The following is a 16,558-nucleotide window of genomic DNA, read 5'->3' as shown; positions in this document are numbered from 1 at the left end:
ATCCGAAGAGACTACGGCCCCGGCTGCCTGCTCCTGCTCTCCGGTCAGGCGTCGGAGCCGGCGAACGTCACCACGAGCACGTCGCGCCGGGCGGGCGCCGACGGGTTGACGGGGCGGATGGGTGTCACCTCGTGCAGGGTGCACCGGTCGTCACCGAGCAGCAGGGTTCCCGGCTCGGTGAGCTCGGCGGTCAGCAGTGTGCGGCCGTCCGGGTCGAAGACCGAGCTCGCACCGCCGACGACGTTGCACCGCGCGATCAGCAGTGAGGTCACCAGCGTGACGCCGTCGCGATGACGCCCCTCCGGCGTCGGCTGACCGTGAAGATCCGCTGAGGCGAACACCCGGAACGGGGTCACCTTGACATGCCAAACGTCCCGGTTCTCGAGCGTCATCGCCACCTCGGCGAGCATGTCGTGCAGACGCGACAGGATCGGGTCGCCGGCGAAGGCCTCCGTCAGCGGGTCGAAGTGGCGGTCCTGCCCGATGTAGAGCACGTTCGAGTCCTCCGGCTGGAGGAACGCGTGATGCGGCAGCCGGCGGAAGTTCCAGCCGGCCGGGGTGAACAGGTAGTGGCCGTATCTGCGGGTGCGCCGGCAGCCGTGGTCGGCGGCATAGCCGTCCGGAACGAGCTCATCCCAGTGGGTGCTGAACTCACGCCAGGCCGACGGCGACGCGTCGAGCCGTCGCAGCACGGCGGCGGCGGGTAGCAGCGTGACCCGGTCGCGCCGCAGCGCACGGCCGGCGGTGAAGGCCGGATCGGTGCCCCGGTGCAACGCCGGATGGTTCGCGTGCCTCATGCCGGAGGAGATAACCGGCGGGAAACCGTTGAATCGTTTGTTCGGGGGGTTTCTCGACCCCTGGTGGCGAGGTCAGAGCTTGTGCGGGACGTCGTTGACGAGCCCGCCGTCCATCACGAACTCGGCTCCGGTGGCGTAGGCCGAATCGTCGCTGGCCAGGAACACCACGAAGGTCGCCACCTCGTCGGACTGGCCCGGCCTGCCGAGCGGGATGGTGAGCATGTTGTCGGGGAAGTGCTTGGTCATGGGGGTGCGGATGAAGCCCGGGTGGATGGAGTTCACCCGGATCTTGTGCGCGCCGAGTTCCAGCGCCGCGGACTTGGTGATCCCGCGGACCGCCCATTTGGACGCCACGTAGGGATGCACCATCACCGCACCGCGCATCCCCTCGATCGACGACACGTTGATGATGGAGCCGCCGCCCGCGGACTTCATCGCCTCGACGCTGGCCTGCATGCCCAGGAACGTGCCGGTGAGGTTGACGTCGATCACCTTCTGCCACTTGGCCATGTCGAACTTGCCGATCTGGCCGAGCGCCACGATGCCCGCGTTGTTGACGAGCACGTTGAGCAAGCCGAAATCCGTGATCGCGAGATCGACGGCGGCGGCCCATTCGTCGGCGGAGGTGACGTCCAGGTGCACGTAGCGGGCCGAGTCACCGATCTCGTCGGCGAGGGCCTTGCCCTCGTCGTCGAGGATGTCGCCGATCACCACTTTGGCGCCCTCGGCGACGAGCATCCGCGCATGCGCCGCGCCCATGCCCCGAGCGCCGCCACTGATCAGTGCAACTTTTCCGTCTACCCGTCCCATGACGGGTCAGGCTACCCTAGGGTCTCGCTCAACTAGAACCTGTTCCAGTTTTGTCGCTCGATACGAGGAGAATCAATGGCGATTCGCGTGGCCCACGTCGGCACCGGCAACGTCGGCCGGCTCGCGCTGACCGGACTGCTGACCAATCCCGCATACGAGCTGACGTCGGTGTGCGTGTCGACCCCGGCGAAGGTTGGCAAGGACGCCGGTGAGCTTGCCGGACTTGACATCTCGACGGGCATCACCGCCACCGACGACCTCGGCCTGCTGCTCGAGACCAAGCCGGACTGCGTGGTCTACTGCGCGATGGGCGACACCCGTGGGCCGGACGCGATCGCCGACGTGATGCGGCTACTCGCGGCCGGTGTCGACGTCGTCGGGTCCGCCCCCGTGGTGTTGCAGTTTCCGTGGAAACTGATGCCGAGGAAGTACATCGACATGGTCGAGGACGCCGCACGGGAGGGCGGTTCGAGCCTTTTCATCACCGGCGTCGATCCCGGGTTCGCGAACGATCTGATCCCGTTCGCGTTCGCGAGCACCTGCCAGCGCATCGAGCAGGTGCGCTGCATGGAGATCGCCGACTACGCCACCTACGACGGCGCCACCGTGATGTTCGACGTGATGGGCTTCGGCAGACCCCTCGACGATCTGCCCATCCTGTTCCAGCCCGGCGTGCTCAGCATCGCGTGGGGCACGACCATCCGGCAGCTGGCTGCGGGCTTCGGCATCGAGATCGACGACATCACCGAGAGCTACGAGCGCGAGCCCGCCCCCGAGGCGTTCGACATCGCCGCCGGCCACGTGCCCGCGGGCACCGTCGCGGCGATGCGCTTCGAGATCCGGGGCATGGTGGGGGGCCGTCCGGCCATCGTGGTCGAACACGTCACGCGGCTCCGTGCGGACCTCCGCCCGGACTGGGCGCAGCCCGCCCAACCCGGCGGCTCGTACCGGGTCGAGATCACCGGCGAACCGTCGTACACCGTCGACATCTGCCCGAGTAGCGACAGGGGTGATCACAACCACGCCGCGATCGTGGCCGCGGCGGGGCGCATCGTCAACGCGATCCCGGCGGTGGTGGCCGCACCGCCCGGCATCCGCACCACCCTCGATCTGCCGTTCATCACGGGCAGCGGGCTGTTCGCCGCCGGCTAGCGGACTCCCGTCAGGAGCCGGGCACTCCGGCACGGCCGCGCACACCGGTCCACTCGAGCAGCACGCTCGTGCCCTCGGAGGTCGGCGTGATCGACGCGTGGTCGCTCAACGCGTGCATCAGCGGGATGCCGCGCCCGCGCAGCCGGTTCTGCGGCGCGGGATTCGGTGGCCGCCAGGTTCCGTGGTCGGTGATCGTGACGGTCAGCTTCTCCTCGCGAGGACTGAAGCTGGCCTGGATGTCCATGGTCCCGGCTCGCTCGGCAGAGACGTAGGCGAACTCGGCCGCATTGGCCAGGGCCTCGTTGGTCGCCAGCAGCAGATCGTTGACCCGGGTCTGGTCGAGCTCGAAATACTGCTCCAGCCACCGGGCGAGCTCTTCCCGGGTGTGAGCCGCGTTGTGGGCGTCGGCGGTGAGGCCGACGCGCACGAAATTCTCGGCATTGGCGACGTCAGCCGGAACAGAATCGATCATGGCAGTTCTGCTGTACCCGTTCGGTCCTCGTCCTATGCGGCGTCCTGTGTGGTGCTACGCACTCAACGCGGCGACAGCCTCGTCGACGGTGCTGTAGAGCGGAATGATGTCCGCGATGCCGAGCAGCTTGAGGGGGCGACTGGTCGCGGGCCCCTCGGCCACGACGCACAGCGTCACCTTCGGGGTCACCTCGTCGTGCACGGCGACCAGGATGCCCATCCCGGCCGAGGCGAGGAAGTCGACCGCGGTGAAGTCCACCACCAGAGCGGCGGGCTCCTGGGATACGGCCTTGCGGATGGCGTCCTCGAGCTGCGGCGCGGTCAGCATGTCGACCACTCCGGCGACCGACACGACCACCACCCGGTCCAGCCAGCGTTCACTGGTCTGGCAGTTCGTCGCCTCGGCGGCGGTCGAGTGCTCGACCGCGGCTTCGCGCTGTTCCTCCACTGGTCCACCTCCCGCGTGAGCCGCTTCGAAAGAATACGGCGGCGCGCACGCAAACATAACGCTCGCAAGGCTGTGGGCTGAACCTGGCAAGTCCCTCGAGCGGCGGCCTGTCCGCCGCCGGGAGCGCCGGTGAAGGACGTCCGCCGACGCAACCGGGACCAGAGTAAACCAGATTTACGGGGCCATATCCCACGGCCCGCGCGGATGCCGCGCGCGACCCGGCCCGGATCGACCGACTCCTACCAGCTCGTGGCGTTGCCTAGGTGGGCTCAGCAATTGTGCGGTCAGAGGCCGGCGGGACTGCCACGCCTGCCGCGCAGGAGCACCGCGCCGAGCAGCACCACCGCGCCGACCACGGCCAGCGGGATCGTCCATGACCGCCTGCTGGACACCGCGGAGTCGCACAACGCCACGAAGTCGGTGTGCGGGACGAGCTGGTTGAGCACCGGCACGCCTCCCACGCCGCTGTTGTTGGCGGACTGAGCGGCCGACATGTCGGACACCGCCGCGTTGCCGCAGCCCACGCTCTTGCCGTCCGAGTCCGACACGGAGACCGGAACCAACAGCCCGATCACACCGGCGATCAGAAGGATCGCTCCGATGAGCATTGCCAATCGTCGTGCCGTCACGCACCGCTCCCTCGTCGAGGTTGTCCAGAACAGCGCGAGGCTACCCATGGCGACCGACGGCCAAACCGTGGCGAACCCGTTGCCGCCGAGCGGTCATCGGGCCCGGCGCGCACCCCGGCGGACACCGGTGAGCTGCAGCACCGGCCAGTCCTGGCGTCGTGCCGCCGCCATGAGACCCGGACGGGGGTTGACCGGCCGGGGGTGGCCGACCAGCCGCATCAAGGCCTGGTCCTCGTCCCCGTCGGCGTAGAACCAGCTGTCGCGCAGACTGATCCCGCCCGCGAGGCTGAACTGTTCGACAGCGATGGCCTTCTGCGGTCCCCAGATCACCGGCCGGACGATGTCACCTGTCAACCTGCCCTGGGCGTCGACCTCGAAGTGGTTGCACACCACGTGGTCGATGCCCAGGAAACGGGCCACCGGCTCGGCGTGGATGGTCAGCGCCGAGGAACTCATGACGACCGTGTGGCCGCGTTCCTGGTGCGCCCGGACCACCTCGCGCATGTGCGGGTACACCCAGGCCGCCACCCTCGCGACGAACAATCTCTCACCGAGGTCGTCGAGTTCGGCCAGCGATTCGCCGCGCAGGTATCCCGCCGCCCGGACGACGAGCCGCTCGAACTGCATCCGGCCGAGCCGGTACCGCACCGCCGCCTCCATGACGCCCAGCACCTCGCCGACCCCGGCCTGCCTTCGCCGGATGCGGTCACCGGCGTGCGCGGTCGCGGTGAAGCCGTCCACCAGGGTGCCGTCGAGGTCGAAGAACGCCCCCACGCCGGGGCCGCCCGGACCGCCGCCGATCTCGGTCACCGATTCGGCGGGTGACAGCGCCCGGCCCGCCGCAACCCGCTTCGGATTCTCTGAAGAATTCACGTCCGGCCCAGTACACCACCCCGCGGTGACACGGGCGGCCGAGACTCATGACGGTCGCGGCCCCCTGCGCACCTCGGACGGGGTACCGTCGACTAAACTAGAACACGTTTCAGTTCGCTGACCGGTCCACCCTAGGAGCGCCGAATGCACACCGCCCTCTGCGACGAACTCGGAATCGACCTCCCGATCTTCGCCTTTACACATTGCCGGGACGTCGTCGTCGCGGTCAGCAAGTCCGGCGGCTTCGGCGTGCTGGGCGCCGTGGGGTTCACGCCCGCACAGCTCGAGATCGAACTGAAGTGGATCGACGAGCACATCGGCGACCATCCGTACGGCGTCGACATCGTCATTCCCAACAAGTACGAGGGCATGGACGCCACCGACCTGTCCCCCGAGGTGCTGAAGAAGACGCTCAACGACCTCGTGCCCGACGAGCACGTGGAGTTCGCCCGCAAGATCCTGGCCGATCACGGCGTGCCGGTCGACCACAGCGACGACGACGCCATGCAGCTGCTCGGCTGGACCGAGGCGACCGCCACGCCGCAGGTGGAGGTGGCGCTGCAGCACCCGAAGTGCACACTGATCGCCAATGCGCTCGGCACCCCGCCCGCCGACATGATCAAGCACATCCACGACGAGGGCCGCAAGGTCGCGGCGCTGTGCGGATCGCCGTCGCAGGCGCGCAAGCACGCCGACGCCGGGGTGGACATCATCATCGCCCAGGGCGGTGAGGCCGGCGGCCACTGCGGTGAGGTCGGTTCGATCGTGCTGTGGCCACAGGTCGTCAAGGAGGTCGCGCCGGTACCCGTGCTGGCAGCAGGCGGGATCGGCAGCGGCCAGCAGATCGCCGCCGCGCTGGCACTGGGTGCGCAGGGCGCCTGGACCGGCTCGCAGTGGGTGATGGTCGAGGAGTCCGAGCACACGCCCGTGCAGCACGCCGCCTACGCCAAGGCGTCCAGCCGTGACACCGTGCGCAGCCGGTCGTTCACCGGCAAGCCGGCACGGATGCTGAAGAACGACTGGACCGAGGCGTGGGAGAACCCCGACAATCCGAAGCCGCTCGGGATGCCGTTGCAGTACATGGTGTCCGGCATGGCGGTGGCCGCGACGCACAAGTACCCGAACGAGAGCGTCGACGTCGCGTTCAACCCGATCGGTCAGGTGGTCGGCCAGTTCACCAAGGTCGAGAAGACCGCGACGGTCATCGAGCGCTGGGTGCAGGAGTACATCGAGGCCACCAGCACCCTCAATCAGCTCAACGAGGCCGCCGGGGTCTGACTCCCCGACGCGACACGCGTCGCCGCTGCGCGGTGGCCGGCACCGGCGGGGTTAGCCTGACGGATGGCCGAAATGTCATCGCGGGCACGCACGTCCCGCCGCGCCACCGGCGCGCTGCTCTGCCTGGCCGTCGCCGCAGGCACGCCGTGGACGGCCGCCCCGGCGAGCGCCCAGCCGGAGTCCGAATTCACCACCGACGAGCGGGGTTTCGTCGGCACCGCGGCATACTGCCAGGGTGCTGCGGTGGCCGTGGCGTACGGCAGGACCGCGGAGTCACTGGTCGCGATCTGCGGGGGCTCTGGCGGCCAGCTCCAATTCCGAGGCGTGCGACTCGAGGATGACGCGGCGCTGATGCTGGCCGCCGAACCGACCACCAACGGTGGCTACGTCGCGTTCAACGACGGCGTCACCTACACCGTCACACCCGCCGCACTCACCGTGGCGTCGGGTGCGGACACCGTGATCCGGCAGCCGATGGTCGACTACCGCGGCGCCGGCGAGGCCGATTAGCAGCAGCCTGCCCGTTCATCGATCTCGATCGACATCCGGTCTGGTGTGGCGCCCCGTCGTTATGTAGGTTTACATACATAGCGGCGGAAGGAGCCGGTGTGACGAGTCCTCGCGAACGCATGGTGGCCTCCGCGGCGCTGCTGATCCGGGAGCGGGGCGCGCACCCGACGGCCATCGCCGACGTGCTCGCCCACAGCGGCGCGCCCCGCGGCTCGGCCTACCATTACTTCCCCGGCGGGCGGAATCAACTGCTCTGCGAGGCGGTCGACCACGCCGGTCAGTACATGGCGGACCGGATGTCCCGCGCCACCAGCGCGGTGCAGATGCTCGACGCCCTGATCGCCGGATACCGCAGACAACTCGTCGACAGCGACTACCGCGCCGGATGTCCGGTCGTCGCGGTCACCGTCGAGGCGGGCGACCCCGAGCAGCCGGGTCCGCAGCGGGCGGTCATCGAGCGCGCCGCGGCGGCGTTCACCCGCTGGGCCGACCTCATCAGGGCTCGGCTGGAACAGGACGGCGTGCCTGCGGCGCAGTCGGAGGAACTGGCGATGCTGGTCCTCACCGCCTTTGAAGGCGCCATCGTCGTCGCCCGCGCCGGCCGCGACGTCACACCGCTGGACATGGTGCACCGCCGGCTGCGGGCACTGCTGGAGACCGCGACAGGAGACCACCGTGACGACGACTGAATGGCAACCGACCGCCTGCATCCTCTGCGAATGCAACTGCGGCATCGTGGTGCACACCGAAGACCGCACACTGGCCAAGATCCGGGGCGACAAAGACCACCCCGCATCACAGGGCTACACCTGCAACAAGGCGCTGCGCCTTGACCACTACCAGAACAACGCCGGCCGGCTGACGTCGCCGATGCGACGGCGCGCCGACGGCAGCTACGAGGAGATCGACTGGGACACCGCGATCTCGGAGATCGCGGACGGTTTCCGGCGAGTCCGGGACGCCTACGGCGGCGAGAAGATCTTCTACTACGGCGGCGGTGGGCAGGGCAACCACCTCGGCGGCGCCTACAGCGGCGCGTTCCTCAAGGCCCTCGGGTCGCGTTACCGCTCGAACGCACTGGCACAGGAAAAGACCGGCGAACACTGGGTCGACGCGCAGCTCTACGGCGGGCACACCCGCGGGGAGTTCGAGCACGCCGAGGTGGCGGTGTTCGTCGGGAAGAATCCGTGGATGTCGCAGAGCTTCCCACGGGCGCGTGTGGTGCTCAACGAGATCGCCAAGGATCCCGGCCGCGCCATGATCGTCATCGATCCCGTGGTCACCGACACCGCGAAGATGGCCGAGTTCCACCTACGCGTCCGGCCCGGCACCGACGCCTGGTGCCTTGCTGCGATGGCCGCCGTGCTGGTGCAGGAGAATCTCTGCGACCAAGCATTTCTCGCCGAGCACGTCGCCGGAGCGGATCCGGTGATCGCGGTGCTGCGCGATGTTCCGGTGACGGAGTACGCCGCCCGCTGCGGTGTCGCCGAAGAATTGTTGCGCGAGGCGGTGCGGCGCATCGCCGCAGCCGACAGCGTCTCGGTGTTCGAGGACCTCGGCATCCAGCAGGCGCCCAACAGCACGCTGTGCTCCTACCTCAACAAGATGCTCTGGATACTCACCGGCAACTTCGCCAAGCGCGGTGCCCAGCATCTTCACTCGTCGTTCGCGCCGCTGTTCGCCGCAGGCGGTGTCGGCCGCACGCCGGTCACCGGTGCGCCGGTGATCGCCGGGCTGGTACCCAGCAACGTCGTGCCGCAGGAGATCCTGACCGATCATCCGGACCGCTTCCGCGCGATGGTCGTCGAGAGCAGCAACCCGGCCCACTCGGTGGCCGACTCCGCTTCCTGCCGTGCTGCTTTCGAGGCACTCGAATTGCTCGTGGTGATCGACGTGGCGATGACGGAGACGGCCCGGCTGGCGCACTACGTGCTGCCCGCCGCCACCCAGTTCGAGAAGCCGGAAGCCACCTTTTTCAATCTCGAGTTCCCGCACAACACCTTTCACCTCCGTCATCCACTCTTCCCGCCGCTGCCCGGCACGCTGCCCGAACCGGAGATCTGGGCGCGCCTGGTACGCGCGCTGGACATCGTCGGCGAAGACGACCTGCGACCGCTGCGGCGCGCAGCCGAACAGGGGCTCGAACCCTATAGCGAGGCGTTCCTGGCGGCCGTCGGCGCCAACCCGGCGTTGAGCCGGGTGCTGCCGTTCGTGCTCTACGAGACGCTCGGGCCGACGCTGCCCGACGGCCTCGCCGGCGCCGCCGCCCTGTGGGGACTGGCACAGAAGACGGCGATGGCCTACCCGGAGGCGGTCCGGCGCGCCGGTCACGCCGACGGCAATGCGCTGTTCCGTGCGATCCTGTCCGGCCGATCGGGTGTCACCTTCACGGTGCACGAGTACCCCGACGATTTCGCCCTGATCGGTCACCCTGATCACCGGATCGCCCTCCAGATCCCGGAACTGCTCGACGAGATCCGGGGTCTGCGTCCCGACCGGAGCCCGCTGACGTCGGTCGACTTCCCGGTCGTGCTGTCCGCCGGGGAGCGCCGCGCCTACACCGCCAACGACATCCTGCGCGACCCCGCGTGGCGCAAACGCGACGCCGACGGGGCGCTGCGCATCAGCCCGCAGGACGCCGAGGCGTTCGGCCTCGCCGACGGCGGACGGGCGAGGATCACCACGGCGGCAGGCACCGCCGAGGCCGGTGTCGAGGTGACCGACATGATGCTGCCGGGGCACGTGTCGCTGCCGAACGGCTACGGCGTCGACTACCGCGACGAGGGTGGCGTCCGGGTCCCCGGCGTCGCGCCCAACGCCCTGACCTCCACCGACTGGCGCGACGCGTTCGCAGGCACGCCATGGCACAAGCACGTCCCGGCCCGGATCGAGCCGGTAGCCGAAGCGGTCGCCGCGGCCGAGTAGGCGTCTTGAGGGTCAGGGCAGCGGCGGCGGCACGGGTGCTGGAGCGGGCGGCGGCGGGGCCGGCGCCGGCGGTTGCGGACCGGCGGGCAGGTTCGGCGGTGGTACCGCGTTGGGATCGAGCGGGCGCTGGGTCAGCAGGAGCAGTGCGTCACGGCCGCTGACCTCCTGCGTCTGCATGGCATGCCACAGGTCCTGGAGGTAGGACAACCCGCGCCCCGGCGCCGGGCCGGCGGGGACGTCGGACGTGCCCGGCGGCAGGTTCTCGGGACTCGGCAGGTGCGGTACGCCCGCGGCGGGCGGGGCCCCGGCCGCCGCCACCGGCTGTGCCTCGACGCCCGGCGGCGGTGGCCCGGGCGGCGCCGGCGGACCCGGTTCGGCCGTCGCCGGCGCCGACATCAGGATGGCGAACGCCGCACCGGCCGCGGCGAGCACTGCCCCACGCTCGAAAAGACCCATACCGACCGCCCTTTCCCTGCGTCCCGGTGTTATCCCATTGTCTTCCTTCCCCGTGATTTTGTTACCAAAGTGGCCGATGTTCTCCGACGGACCGCGGGAGCACCCGTACGCGGTGGGTGCCCGCCGGATTCCCGGAACCACGGGCGACCGCCGCATGCGTGGTGTAGCAATGGATTACCGGCCTGCAGACGATGTCGTTTCCGAGGGAGCCGCCCGTGACCATCAGCGTTCCCGTCCCCGGCCTGCCCCCCGGGTTCGACTTCACCGATCCCGACCTCAACCGCGATCGACTCCCGGAGCAGGAGCTGGCGGCGTTGCGGCGCACCGCGCCCATCTGGTGGAACGCGCAGCCCGACGGGATCGGCGGATTCGACGACGGCGGTTACTGGGTGGTGACCAAACACCGGGACGTCAAGGAGATCTCCAAACGCAGCGACGTGTTCTCCAGTCTCGAGAACACGGCGCTGCCCCGGTATCCGGCGGGGTCGACCGGCGAGCAGCGCGAGACCGGCAAATTCGTGCTGCTGAACATGGACGCACCGCACCACACCCATCTGCGCAAGATCATCTCGCGTGGCTTCACCCCGCGCGCCGTCGAACGACTCCGCGAGGACCTCGCCCAGCGGGCTCAGAACATCGCCAAGAACGCCACCGCCCAAGGCACGGGCGACTTCGTCGAGCAGGTGTCCTGCGAGCTTCCGCTGCAGGCCATCGCGGGTCTTCTCGGCGTACCGCTGGACGACCGCAAGAAGCTGTTCGACTGGTCCAACCAGATGGTCAGTGACTACGATCCCGAGTTCGCCCACCACGACAATCGCAATGCCGCGGTCGAACTCATCATGTATGCCATGCAACTGGCCGCCATGCGCGCGGAACAACCCGGCGAGGACATCGTCACCAAGCTCATCGAGGCCGACGTCGACGGGCACAAGCTCACCGATGACGAGTTCGGGTTCTTCGTGGTGCTGCTGGCGGTCGCGGGCAACGAGACCACCCGCAACTCGATCACCCACGGCATGATCGCGTTCACCGAGTTCCCCGAACAGTGGGAGCGCTACAAGAAGGAGCGCCCCGCCACCGCGGTGGACGAGATCGTCCGGTGGGCCACGCCCGTGACGTCGTTCCAGCGCACCGCCCTGGTGGACTACGAGCTGTCCGGCGTCCGGATCCAGAAGGGCCAGCGGGTCGTGATGTCCTACCGGTCGGCGAATTTCGACGAAGAGGTGTTCGACGACCCCTTCTCCTTCGACATCTTCCGCGATCCCAATCCGCACGTCGGGTTCGGTGGCACGGGCGCGCACTACTGCATCGGCGCCAACCTGGCCAGGATGACCATCGACCTGATGTTCAACGCGATCGCCGACCACCTGCCCGACCTCCGGCCGGTCTCACCGCCGGAACGGCTGCGGTCCGGATGGCTCAACGGCATCAAGCACTGGCAGGTGGACTACACCGGGGGCAACGCCGGCGTCCGCTGACGAGCCGGCGCGGCCGCGGGGTAGTCGATGATCGACCGCCAGTACTCCTCGGGGATCTCGGTGTTCGACCGCAGCACCATCGCCAGGCCGGTGGCCATCGCGATGCCGAGCAGTCCGAGCCACAGGCCCGCGAGACCGATGACCACCCACAGCGCCGTCGTGACCGCAGGCCACGGCGACACCAGCGTGAGTGCGGGCGCGAAGAAGAAGCCGGCGCCGATGTACCACGCGGAACCCGCGCGGTCGCAGGCCAGCACGAAGCGCAGCCACCGCGGGATGGGTCGGCGGGCGTCGGTGGGCTGGGGCGTCAGATCTCGCATCGGTGCTCCTCGGCTCGACGGGGACACTGTCAACGGTGCCGCTTCGGGGTAAGCGGGGCAATTACCTCCGAGGTAGTCGCGGCCGACCGGTTCTGCGGCGACACTGTGGTGATGACGAGCGCGCACACCTCGACACCGCCGTTCGGGACGCTGCTGCGAAGCTGGCGTGAGAGGCGCCGGCTGAGCCAGCTGGATCTGGCCATTCACGCCGACGTGTCGGCACGGCACGTCAGCTTCGTCGAGACGGGCCGTTCGGCGCCCAGCCGGGCGATGGTGCTGAGACTGGCCGACGCCCTCGACGTCCCGCGCCGCGAGCAGAACCAGCTGCTGACCGCGGCCGGCCTGGCGCCGGTGTACACCGAGCGCGCGCTCGACGACCCCGACATGTCGGCGGTCCGCGCAGGCATCACCCGGGTGCTTGACGCCTATGACCCCTTCCCGTGCGTGGTGGTCGACCGCGGGTGGAACATCCTCCAGGCCAACGCGGGCGCCGGTGTACTGCTCGACGGGGTGGCGCCACACCTGCTCGCCGAACCGAACGCATTGCGGATCGCCCTGCACCCCGACGGGCTGGCGCCCAGGATCCGCAACCTGGGTCAGTGGCGGCACCACCTGGTGTCCCGGCTGCGCCGGGAGGTGGCCGCAGGCGGCTCCGCCGGCCTGGCCGCGCTGCTCACCGAAATCGAGTCCTACGGCGCGGATTCGGCGCAGGCAACCGATCTCGGCGGCGTCGCGGTGCCGTTCGAGCTGACCACGCCGAAGGGCCTGCCGCTGACTTTTCTGAGCATGGTCACCACCTTCGGCACCGCCCTGGACCTCACCGCCGCCGAACTGAGCATCGAGGCGTTCCTGCCCGCCGACGAGCAGACGGCCGCCGCTTTGCGCTGACCGAGGGGTTTGTGCGGCGACTGTGCCGGGAAAGCGCCCGTGCGAACGGGACGACGTGGATAAGGTGACGACGTGGACAGCCGGATCATCGCAGTTGCTGGAGCAGTACTGGTCGCCGGAGTCGGCGCGTGCTCGACGCCGCCGGCGGCGGTGGGCACACACACCGCGCGGGTGAGCATCAACGGCAAGAACATCAATCCCCCGCCGGCCATCCGGTGCATCCAGCAGGGCTGGAACTGGCTCGTCGAGACCCCCGGCAAGGAATCCGGTTTCCGAGCCGCGATCTCGACCGGTGACAAGGTCACCGCGCAGTCGGTGGAGATCCGCGGCCTCGAAGGTTTCACCGGCGCGTTCTGGGAAGGCACGAACGGCGACGGCAAGGCGACCGTCGACAACGGCCGCATCAAGATCACCGGCACCGCACAGGGCGAGTTCGAGGGCAACTCGGACGAGGCGACCGCGACGTTCGACATCGAGACGAAATGCTAACTGGTCTGACCACTTGACCTCTGGCCAATAGCCGTGTCAGGCTGACAGCATGCCGCTGCAGCCTGTTCACCGCCGATCCGTCCCCGAGGACGTGTTCGACCAGATCATGTCGGGTGTGCTCACCGGCGAGATGGCGCCAGGAGACGCCCTGCCGAGCGAACGGCGGCTCGCCGAGGTACTCGGCGTGTCCCGGCCGGCCATCCGCGAAGCGCTCAAACGCCTCGCCGCGACCGGCCTCGTCGAAGTGCGGCAGGGCGACACCACCACTGTGCGCGACTACCGCAGACACGCCGGCCTGGACCTGCTCCCCCGGCTCCTGCTGCATGGCGGCGACCTCGACGTCGCCGTGGTGCGCAGCATCATCGAGACCCGTCTGCACAACGGCCCGAAGGTGGCCGAACTGGCCGCCCGGCGCCGGCCCGACGACCTTCCGGACCGGCTCGACCAGGCGGTCCGGACGCTGGACGCCGAGCAGGACCCGGTCGACCGGCAGCGCCACGCGCTGAGCTTCTGGGACCTGGTGGTCGACGGCGCGGACTCGATCGTCTTCCGGCTGATGTACAACACGCTGCGCGCCACGTACGAACCGGCACTGCCCGCGCTCGCCACCCTGATGGCCGAAGAAGTCGGCCGTCCCGACGCCTATCGCGCCGTCGCCGACGCCGTCCGCCTGCGCGACCCGGCCGCCGCCGAGGAGGCGGCGCAACGGCTCCTCGAACCGGCTTCCACCGCCCTGCTGACCGCCCTCGACGCCCTGGAGGAGACACGATGAGCACCGCCACCGACCGCCGCCCGCGCAAGGGCTTCACCCTGTCCGACGCCGGGCAGGAGTTCATCCGACATCCCTCGCCGTGGATGATCTCGGCGCTGCTGCTGAGCGCCGCCGTCGCCCGCGTCGTGGCCGGCGACTGGCAGGTCACCGACGCGGTCGTGCCGGTGGTGATGCTCGCGCTCTTCCCGTTTCTGGAGTGGGTGATCCACGTCTGCGTGCTGCACTGGCGGCCAAGGCGCGTCGGCCGGCTCGTCGTCGATCCGCTGCTGGCGCGCAAACACCGTGAGCACCATGTCGATCCACGCGACATCCCGGCCGTCTTCATCCCCTGGCCTGCGCTGCTGTGGGTGCTGCCGGTCGCCGTCGCCGTCGCCCTGCTGGCCTTCCCGCGGCTCGCGATGGGGCTGACGTTCCTGGTCTGCCTCGCGGTGCTGGGCATCTGCTACGAGTGGTGCCACTACCTCATCCACAGCGATTACAAGCCGAGAAGCGCCGCCTACCGGGCGGTCTGGCGCAACCACCGCCAGCACCACTTCAAGAACGAGCACTACTGGTTCACGGTCACCAGCACCGGCACCGCTGATCGCCTACTGGGAACGTACCCCGATCCGGCGGGCGTGCCGGCGTCGCCGACGGCGAAGAACCTGCACGCACAGCTTCCCGCGTGAGCGGGATCGTCAGGACTGCACGATGATCGGGTCGCCCACGCGAACCATGTCGAAGTACCATGCCGCGTTGTCCGGGCTGAGGTTGATGCAGCCGTGACTTACGTTGCTGTAGCCCTGCGATCCGACCGACCACGGAGCGGAGTGCACGTACACCCCGCCCCAGGTGACCCGGACGCCGTACTCACCCTTGATCAGGTAGCCCTCGGGATCGTCGAGCGGGATGCCGATCGTGCGTGAGTCGAACGTGACGTTGCGCTGCTTCTCCAGAGCTGTGAACGAACCGACGGGCGTTGCGAATCCGTACTTGCCCATCGACGCCGGCATCTCCCGCAGCACCTCGTCGTCCATGCTCACGGTGAACGTGTGCGCGTTGATGTCGGCCACTGCGACCACCTCGGCCGCCGTCTCGAAGCTCGTCGGCGCACCACCGACGGACAGCGAGATGGTGGAGTGTGCCGGCCAGAAGCCCTCCGGCTCCCAGGACACCACGCTGTTGCTCCGCCAGACGAATTCGCCCGCAGGTGTGCCGGGAGAGTCGAAGGTGATGGCGCGCTCCGCGGCGCGGCGGTCGGTGACCGGGGCGCTGAAGGACACGACCACCGGATGCGCCACGCCGACGACGGCGCCGGCAGCGGGTTCCACCTTCGCCACCCGCAACGAGGTGTCGACCGCCGCCGAAGCGACGGACACCGACCCCGCCAGGGCGGTGACCGCGATGCCGGCAATCACTGCGAATCGTCGGACCGCTCTGCGCACCGTCATGCGGCCAGTGTAGTTCGTCACGGTCGCACCGGCCGAGAAGCGCTGGCCCGCACGTGGGTACACGCCCGCGGCGCCGACGTCAGATTCATCCACGTCTCCTTCATCGGACGGCGCCGGCGAATCGTTTCACCCGGACCGCAACCGTGGCGGCGCAGACGTGCGTCCGAGCGCCATCACGCCGTACCCGAGTGCCAGGAAAACGGCGGCGAGCAGCGCGATGTTGGCGGCCACGGTGGGCAGCCCCACGCTCTGCGGGTCCAGGAAGTAATAGGGCGCGCGACGGCCTGCGTGGTTGAGCACCGCGAGGGCGACCACCACGTAGACCGCGGGATAGCCCAGCCAGAGCAGTGGCTGCCACCACCGGATGCCCGACCGGCGTGCCAGCAGCCATTCGGCGAGGACCAGCACCGGCACCACCACGTGCAACAGGAAGTTCGCCGGCGTGTAGCCCATGCTGTGATCGGTCAGCACGAGATTCCAGACCAGCCCTGCGACCACCACGTACACCACGACGGCACCGCGCAATCCGGCGCGCGCGTCGGCACGCGGGGACACCAGGGTGCAGAGGTAGAAGCCGGCGGCCAGCAGATTGGCCTGGTAGGTGAACGTGATCAACCGCCACAGCACACCCGAGCGCGACGACAGTTCGACGATGACCACCGCGGCCACCACCGCCGCCACGATGACCACCCGCAGGGCCAGCCGCAGCGCCTGCGCACTCCGTGTCCCGGTGTCCTTCACCCCAGCCAGGTTAGCGGCAGCCCGGCGCCACCCGGCGCCGCCCGGATACGGCCTCGATTACGGCGCCCGCCGGCGGACGTCGTGGCAGGGT

General features: G+C 69.2%; 20 protein-coding genes. 10 read left to right on the top strand and 10 right to left on the bottom strand.

Translation table 11 applies throughout. From position 1 onward, the window contains the following. Window positions 1-44: 44 nt before the first annotated feature. Both O6P37_RS19690 and O6P37_RS19685 read right to left on the bottom strand, forming a co-directional pair. Window positions 45-797: a 2OG-Fe dioxygenase family protein gene (locus O6P37_RS19690; RefSeq protein WP_269895644.1), complete on the bottom strand. Its 753-nt coding sequence runs from the start codon at window positions 795-797 to the stop codon at window positions 45-47. 72 nt (window positions 798-869) lie between these two features. Further along, window positions 870-1,607, bottom strand: coding sequence for a glucose 1-dehydrogenase (locus O6P37_RS19685; protein ID WP_269895643.1), 738 nt, complete (start codon window positions 1,605-1,607; stop codon window positions 870-872). A gap of 75 nt (window positions 1,608-1,682) precedes the next feature. Between O6P37_RS19685 and O6P37_RS19680 the strand changes: the two genes are divergently transcribed. Continuing rightward, the gene (locus O6P37_RS19680) at window positions 1,683-2,759 is read left to right on the top strand and encodes an NAD(P)H-dependent amine dehydrogenase family protein (RefSeq protein WP_269895642.1); all 1,077 of its coding nucleotides are present in this window, start codon (window positions 1,683-1,685) and stop codon (window positions 2,757-2,759) included. A 10-nt stretch (window positions 2,760-2,769) separates the two neighbouring features. Here the strand turns inward: O6P37_RS19680 and O6P37_RS19675 are convergent, their stop codons facing one another. The 4 genes from O6P37_RS19675 to O6P37_RS19660 all read right to left on the bottom strand — a co-directional run bounded on the left by O6P37_RS19675 (window position 2,770) and on the right by O6P37_RS19660 (window position 5,135). Then, entirely contained in the window at window positions 2,770-3,231 is a 462-nt protein-coding gene (locus O6P37_RS19675) for an ATP-binding protein (RefSeq protein WP_269895641.1), read from the bottom strand. Between the two features lie 54 nt (window positions 3,232-3,285). Further along, window positions 3,286-3,678 (bottom strand): STAS domain-containing protein, encoded by a 393-nt coding sequence (locus O6P37_RS19670; protein ID WP_264014179.1) that lies wholly within the window; start codon window positions 3,676-3,678, stop codon window positions 3,286-3,288. 284 nt (window positions 3,679-3,962) lie between these two features. Continuing rightward, window positions 3,963-4,307, bottom strand: coding sequence for an aminopeptidase (locus O6P37_RS19665; protein ID WP_264014178.1), 345 nt, complete (start codon window positions 4,305-4,307; stop codon window positions 3,963-3,965). A 93-nt stretch (window positions 4,308-4,400) separates the two neighbouring features. After that, the gene (locus O6P37_RS19660; protein ID WP_269895679.1) at window positions 4,401-5,135 is read right to left on the bottom strand and encodes an HAD family hydrolase; all 735 of its coding nucleotides are present in this window, start codon (window positions 5,133-5,135) and stop codon (window positions 4,401-4,403) included. Window positions 5,136-5,324: 189 nt separating this feature from the next. On the opposite strand from O6P37_RS19660, the gene O6P37_RS19655 reads away from it, so the two are divergent. The 4 genes from O6P37_RS19655 to O6P37_RS19640 all read left to right on the top strand — a co-directional run bounded on the left by O6P37_RS19655 (window position 5,325) and on the right by O6P37_RS19640 (window position 9,893). Then, on the top strand, window positions 5,325-6,458 hold the full coding sequence (locus tag O6P37_RS19655) for a nitronate monooxygenase (RefSeq protein ID WP_269895640.1): 1,134 nt from the start codon (window positions 5,325-5,327) through the stop codon (window positions 6,456-6,458). 63 nt (window positions 6,459-6,521) lie between these two features. After that, entirely contained in the window at window positions 6,522-6,968 is a 447-nt protein-coding gene (locus O6P37_RS19650) for a hypothetical protein (RefSeq protein ID WP_269895639.1), read from the top strand. Window positions 6,969-7,066: 98 nt separating this feature from the next. Next, window positions 7,067-7,657 (top strand): TetR/AcrR family transcriptional regulator, encoded by a 591-nt coding sequence (locus tag O6P37_RS19645; RefSeq protein ID WP_269895638.1) that lies wholly within the window; start codon window positions 7,067-7,069, stop codon window positions 7,655-7,657. Continuing rightward, window positions 7,644-9,893: a molybdopterin-dependent oxidoreductase gene (locus tag O6P37_RS19640; protein ID WP_269895637.1), complete on the top strand. Its 2,250-nt coding sequence runs from the start codon at window positions 7,644-7,646 to the stop codon at window positions 9,891-9,893. The genes O6P37_RS19645 and O6P37_RS19640 overlap by 14 nt, the downstream gene beginning before the upstream one ends. Before the next feature lie 12 nt (window positions 9,894-9,905). Here the strand turns inward: O6P37_RS19640 and O6P37_RS19635 are convergent, their stop codons facing one another. Continuing rightward, entirely contained in the window at window positions 9,906-10,349 is a 444-nt protein-coding gene (locus O6P37_RS19635; RefSeq protein ID WP_269895636.1) for a hypothetical protein, read from the bottom strand. A gap of 215 nt (window positions 10,350-10,564) precedes the next feature. Between O6P37_RS19635 and O6P37_RS19630 the strand changes: the two genes are divergently transcribed. Then, window positions 10,565-11,827: a cytochrome P450 gene (locus O6P37_RS19630; protein ID WP_269895635.1), complete on the top strand. Its 1,263-nt coding sequence runs from the start codon at window positions 10,565-10,567 to the stop codon at window positions 11,825-11,827. On the opposite strand, the gene O6P37_RS19625 is transcribed toward O6P37_RS19630, so the two are convergent. Then, window positions 11,797-12,147 (bottom strand): hypothetical protein, encoded by a 351-nt coding sequence (locus O6P37_RS19625; RefSeq protein ID WP_269895634.1) that lies wholly within the window; start codon window positions 12,145-12,147, stop codon window positions 11,797-11,799. The genes O6P37_RS19630 and O6P37_RS19625 overlap by 31 nt on opposite strands. Before the next feature lie 111 nt (window positions 12,148-12,258). Here O6P37_RS19625 and O6P37_RS19620 point away from each other — a divergent pair, with 111 nt between their 5' ends. The 4 genes from O6P37_RS19620 (at window position 12,259) to O6P37_RS19605 (ending at window position 14,964) form a co-directional block, all read left to right on the top strand. Continuing rightward, window positions 12,259-13,035, top strand: a complete 777-nt coding sequence (locus O6P37_RS19620; protein ID WP_269895633.1) for a helix-turn-helix domain-containing protein — start codon at window positions 12,259-12,261, stop codon at window positions 13,033-13,035. 72 nt (window positions 13,036-13,107) lie between these two features. Beyond that, window positions 13,108-13,524: a lipoprotein LpqH gene (locus O6P37_RS19615; protein ID WP_269895632.1), complete on the top strand. Its 417-nt coding sequence runs from the start codon at window positions 13,108-13,110 to the stop codon at window positions 13,522-13,524. A 49-nt stretch (window positions 13,525-13,573) separates the two neighbouring features. Next, complete coding sequence (locus O6P37_RS19610; protein WP_269895631.1) at window positions 13,574-14,296, top strand: FadR/GntR family transcriptional regulator; 723 nt, start codon at window positions 13,574-13,576, stop codon at window positions 14,294-14,296. After that, complete coding sequence (locus O6P37_RS19605) at window positions 14,293-14,964, top strand: sterol desaturase family protein (protein ID WP_269895630.1); 672 nt, start codon at window positions 14,293-14,295, stop codon at window positions 14,962-14,964. The genes O6P37_RS19610 and O6P37_RS19605 overlap by 4 nt, the downstream gene beginning before the upstream one ends. A gap of 9 nt (window positions 14,965-14,973) precedes the next feature. Here the strand turns inward: O6P37_RS19605 and O6P37_RS19600 are convergent, their stop codons facing one another. Next, window positions 14,974-15,726, bottom strand: a complete 753-nt coding sequence (locus O6P37_RS19600) for a L,D-transpeptidase (protein WP_269895629.1) — start codon at window positions 15,724-15,726, stop codon at window positions 14,974-14,976. A gap of 126 nt (window positions 15,727-15,852) precedes the next feature. Then, window positions 15,853-16,467 carry a Pr6Pr family membrane protein gene (locus O6P37_RS19595; protein ID WP_269895628.1) on the bottom strand — a complete coding sequence of 205 codons (615 nt, stop codon included), beginning with the start codon at window positions 16,465-16,467 and terminating at the stop codon, window positions 15,853-15,855. Window positions 16,468-16,558 lie beyond the last annotated feature (91 nt).

The organism is Mycobacterium hippophais, from assembly GCF_027529605.1.
GTDB lineage: Bacteria > Actinomycetota > Actinomycetes > Mycobacteriales > Mycobacteriaceae > Mycobacterium > Mycobacterium arseniciresistens.
This window is presented reverse-complemented; position numbering and strand designations above follow the sequence as displayed.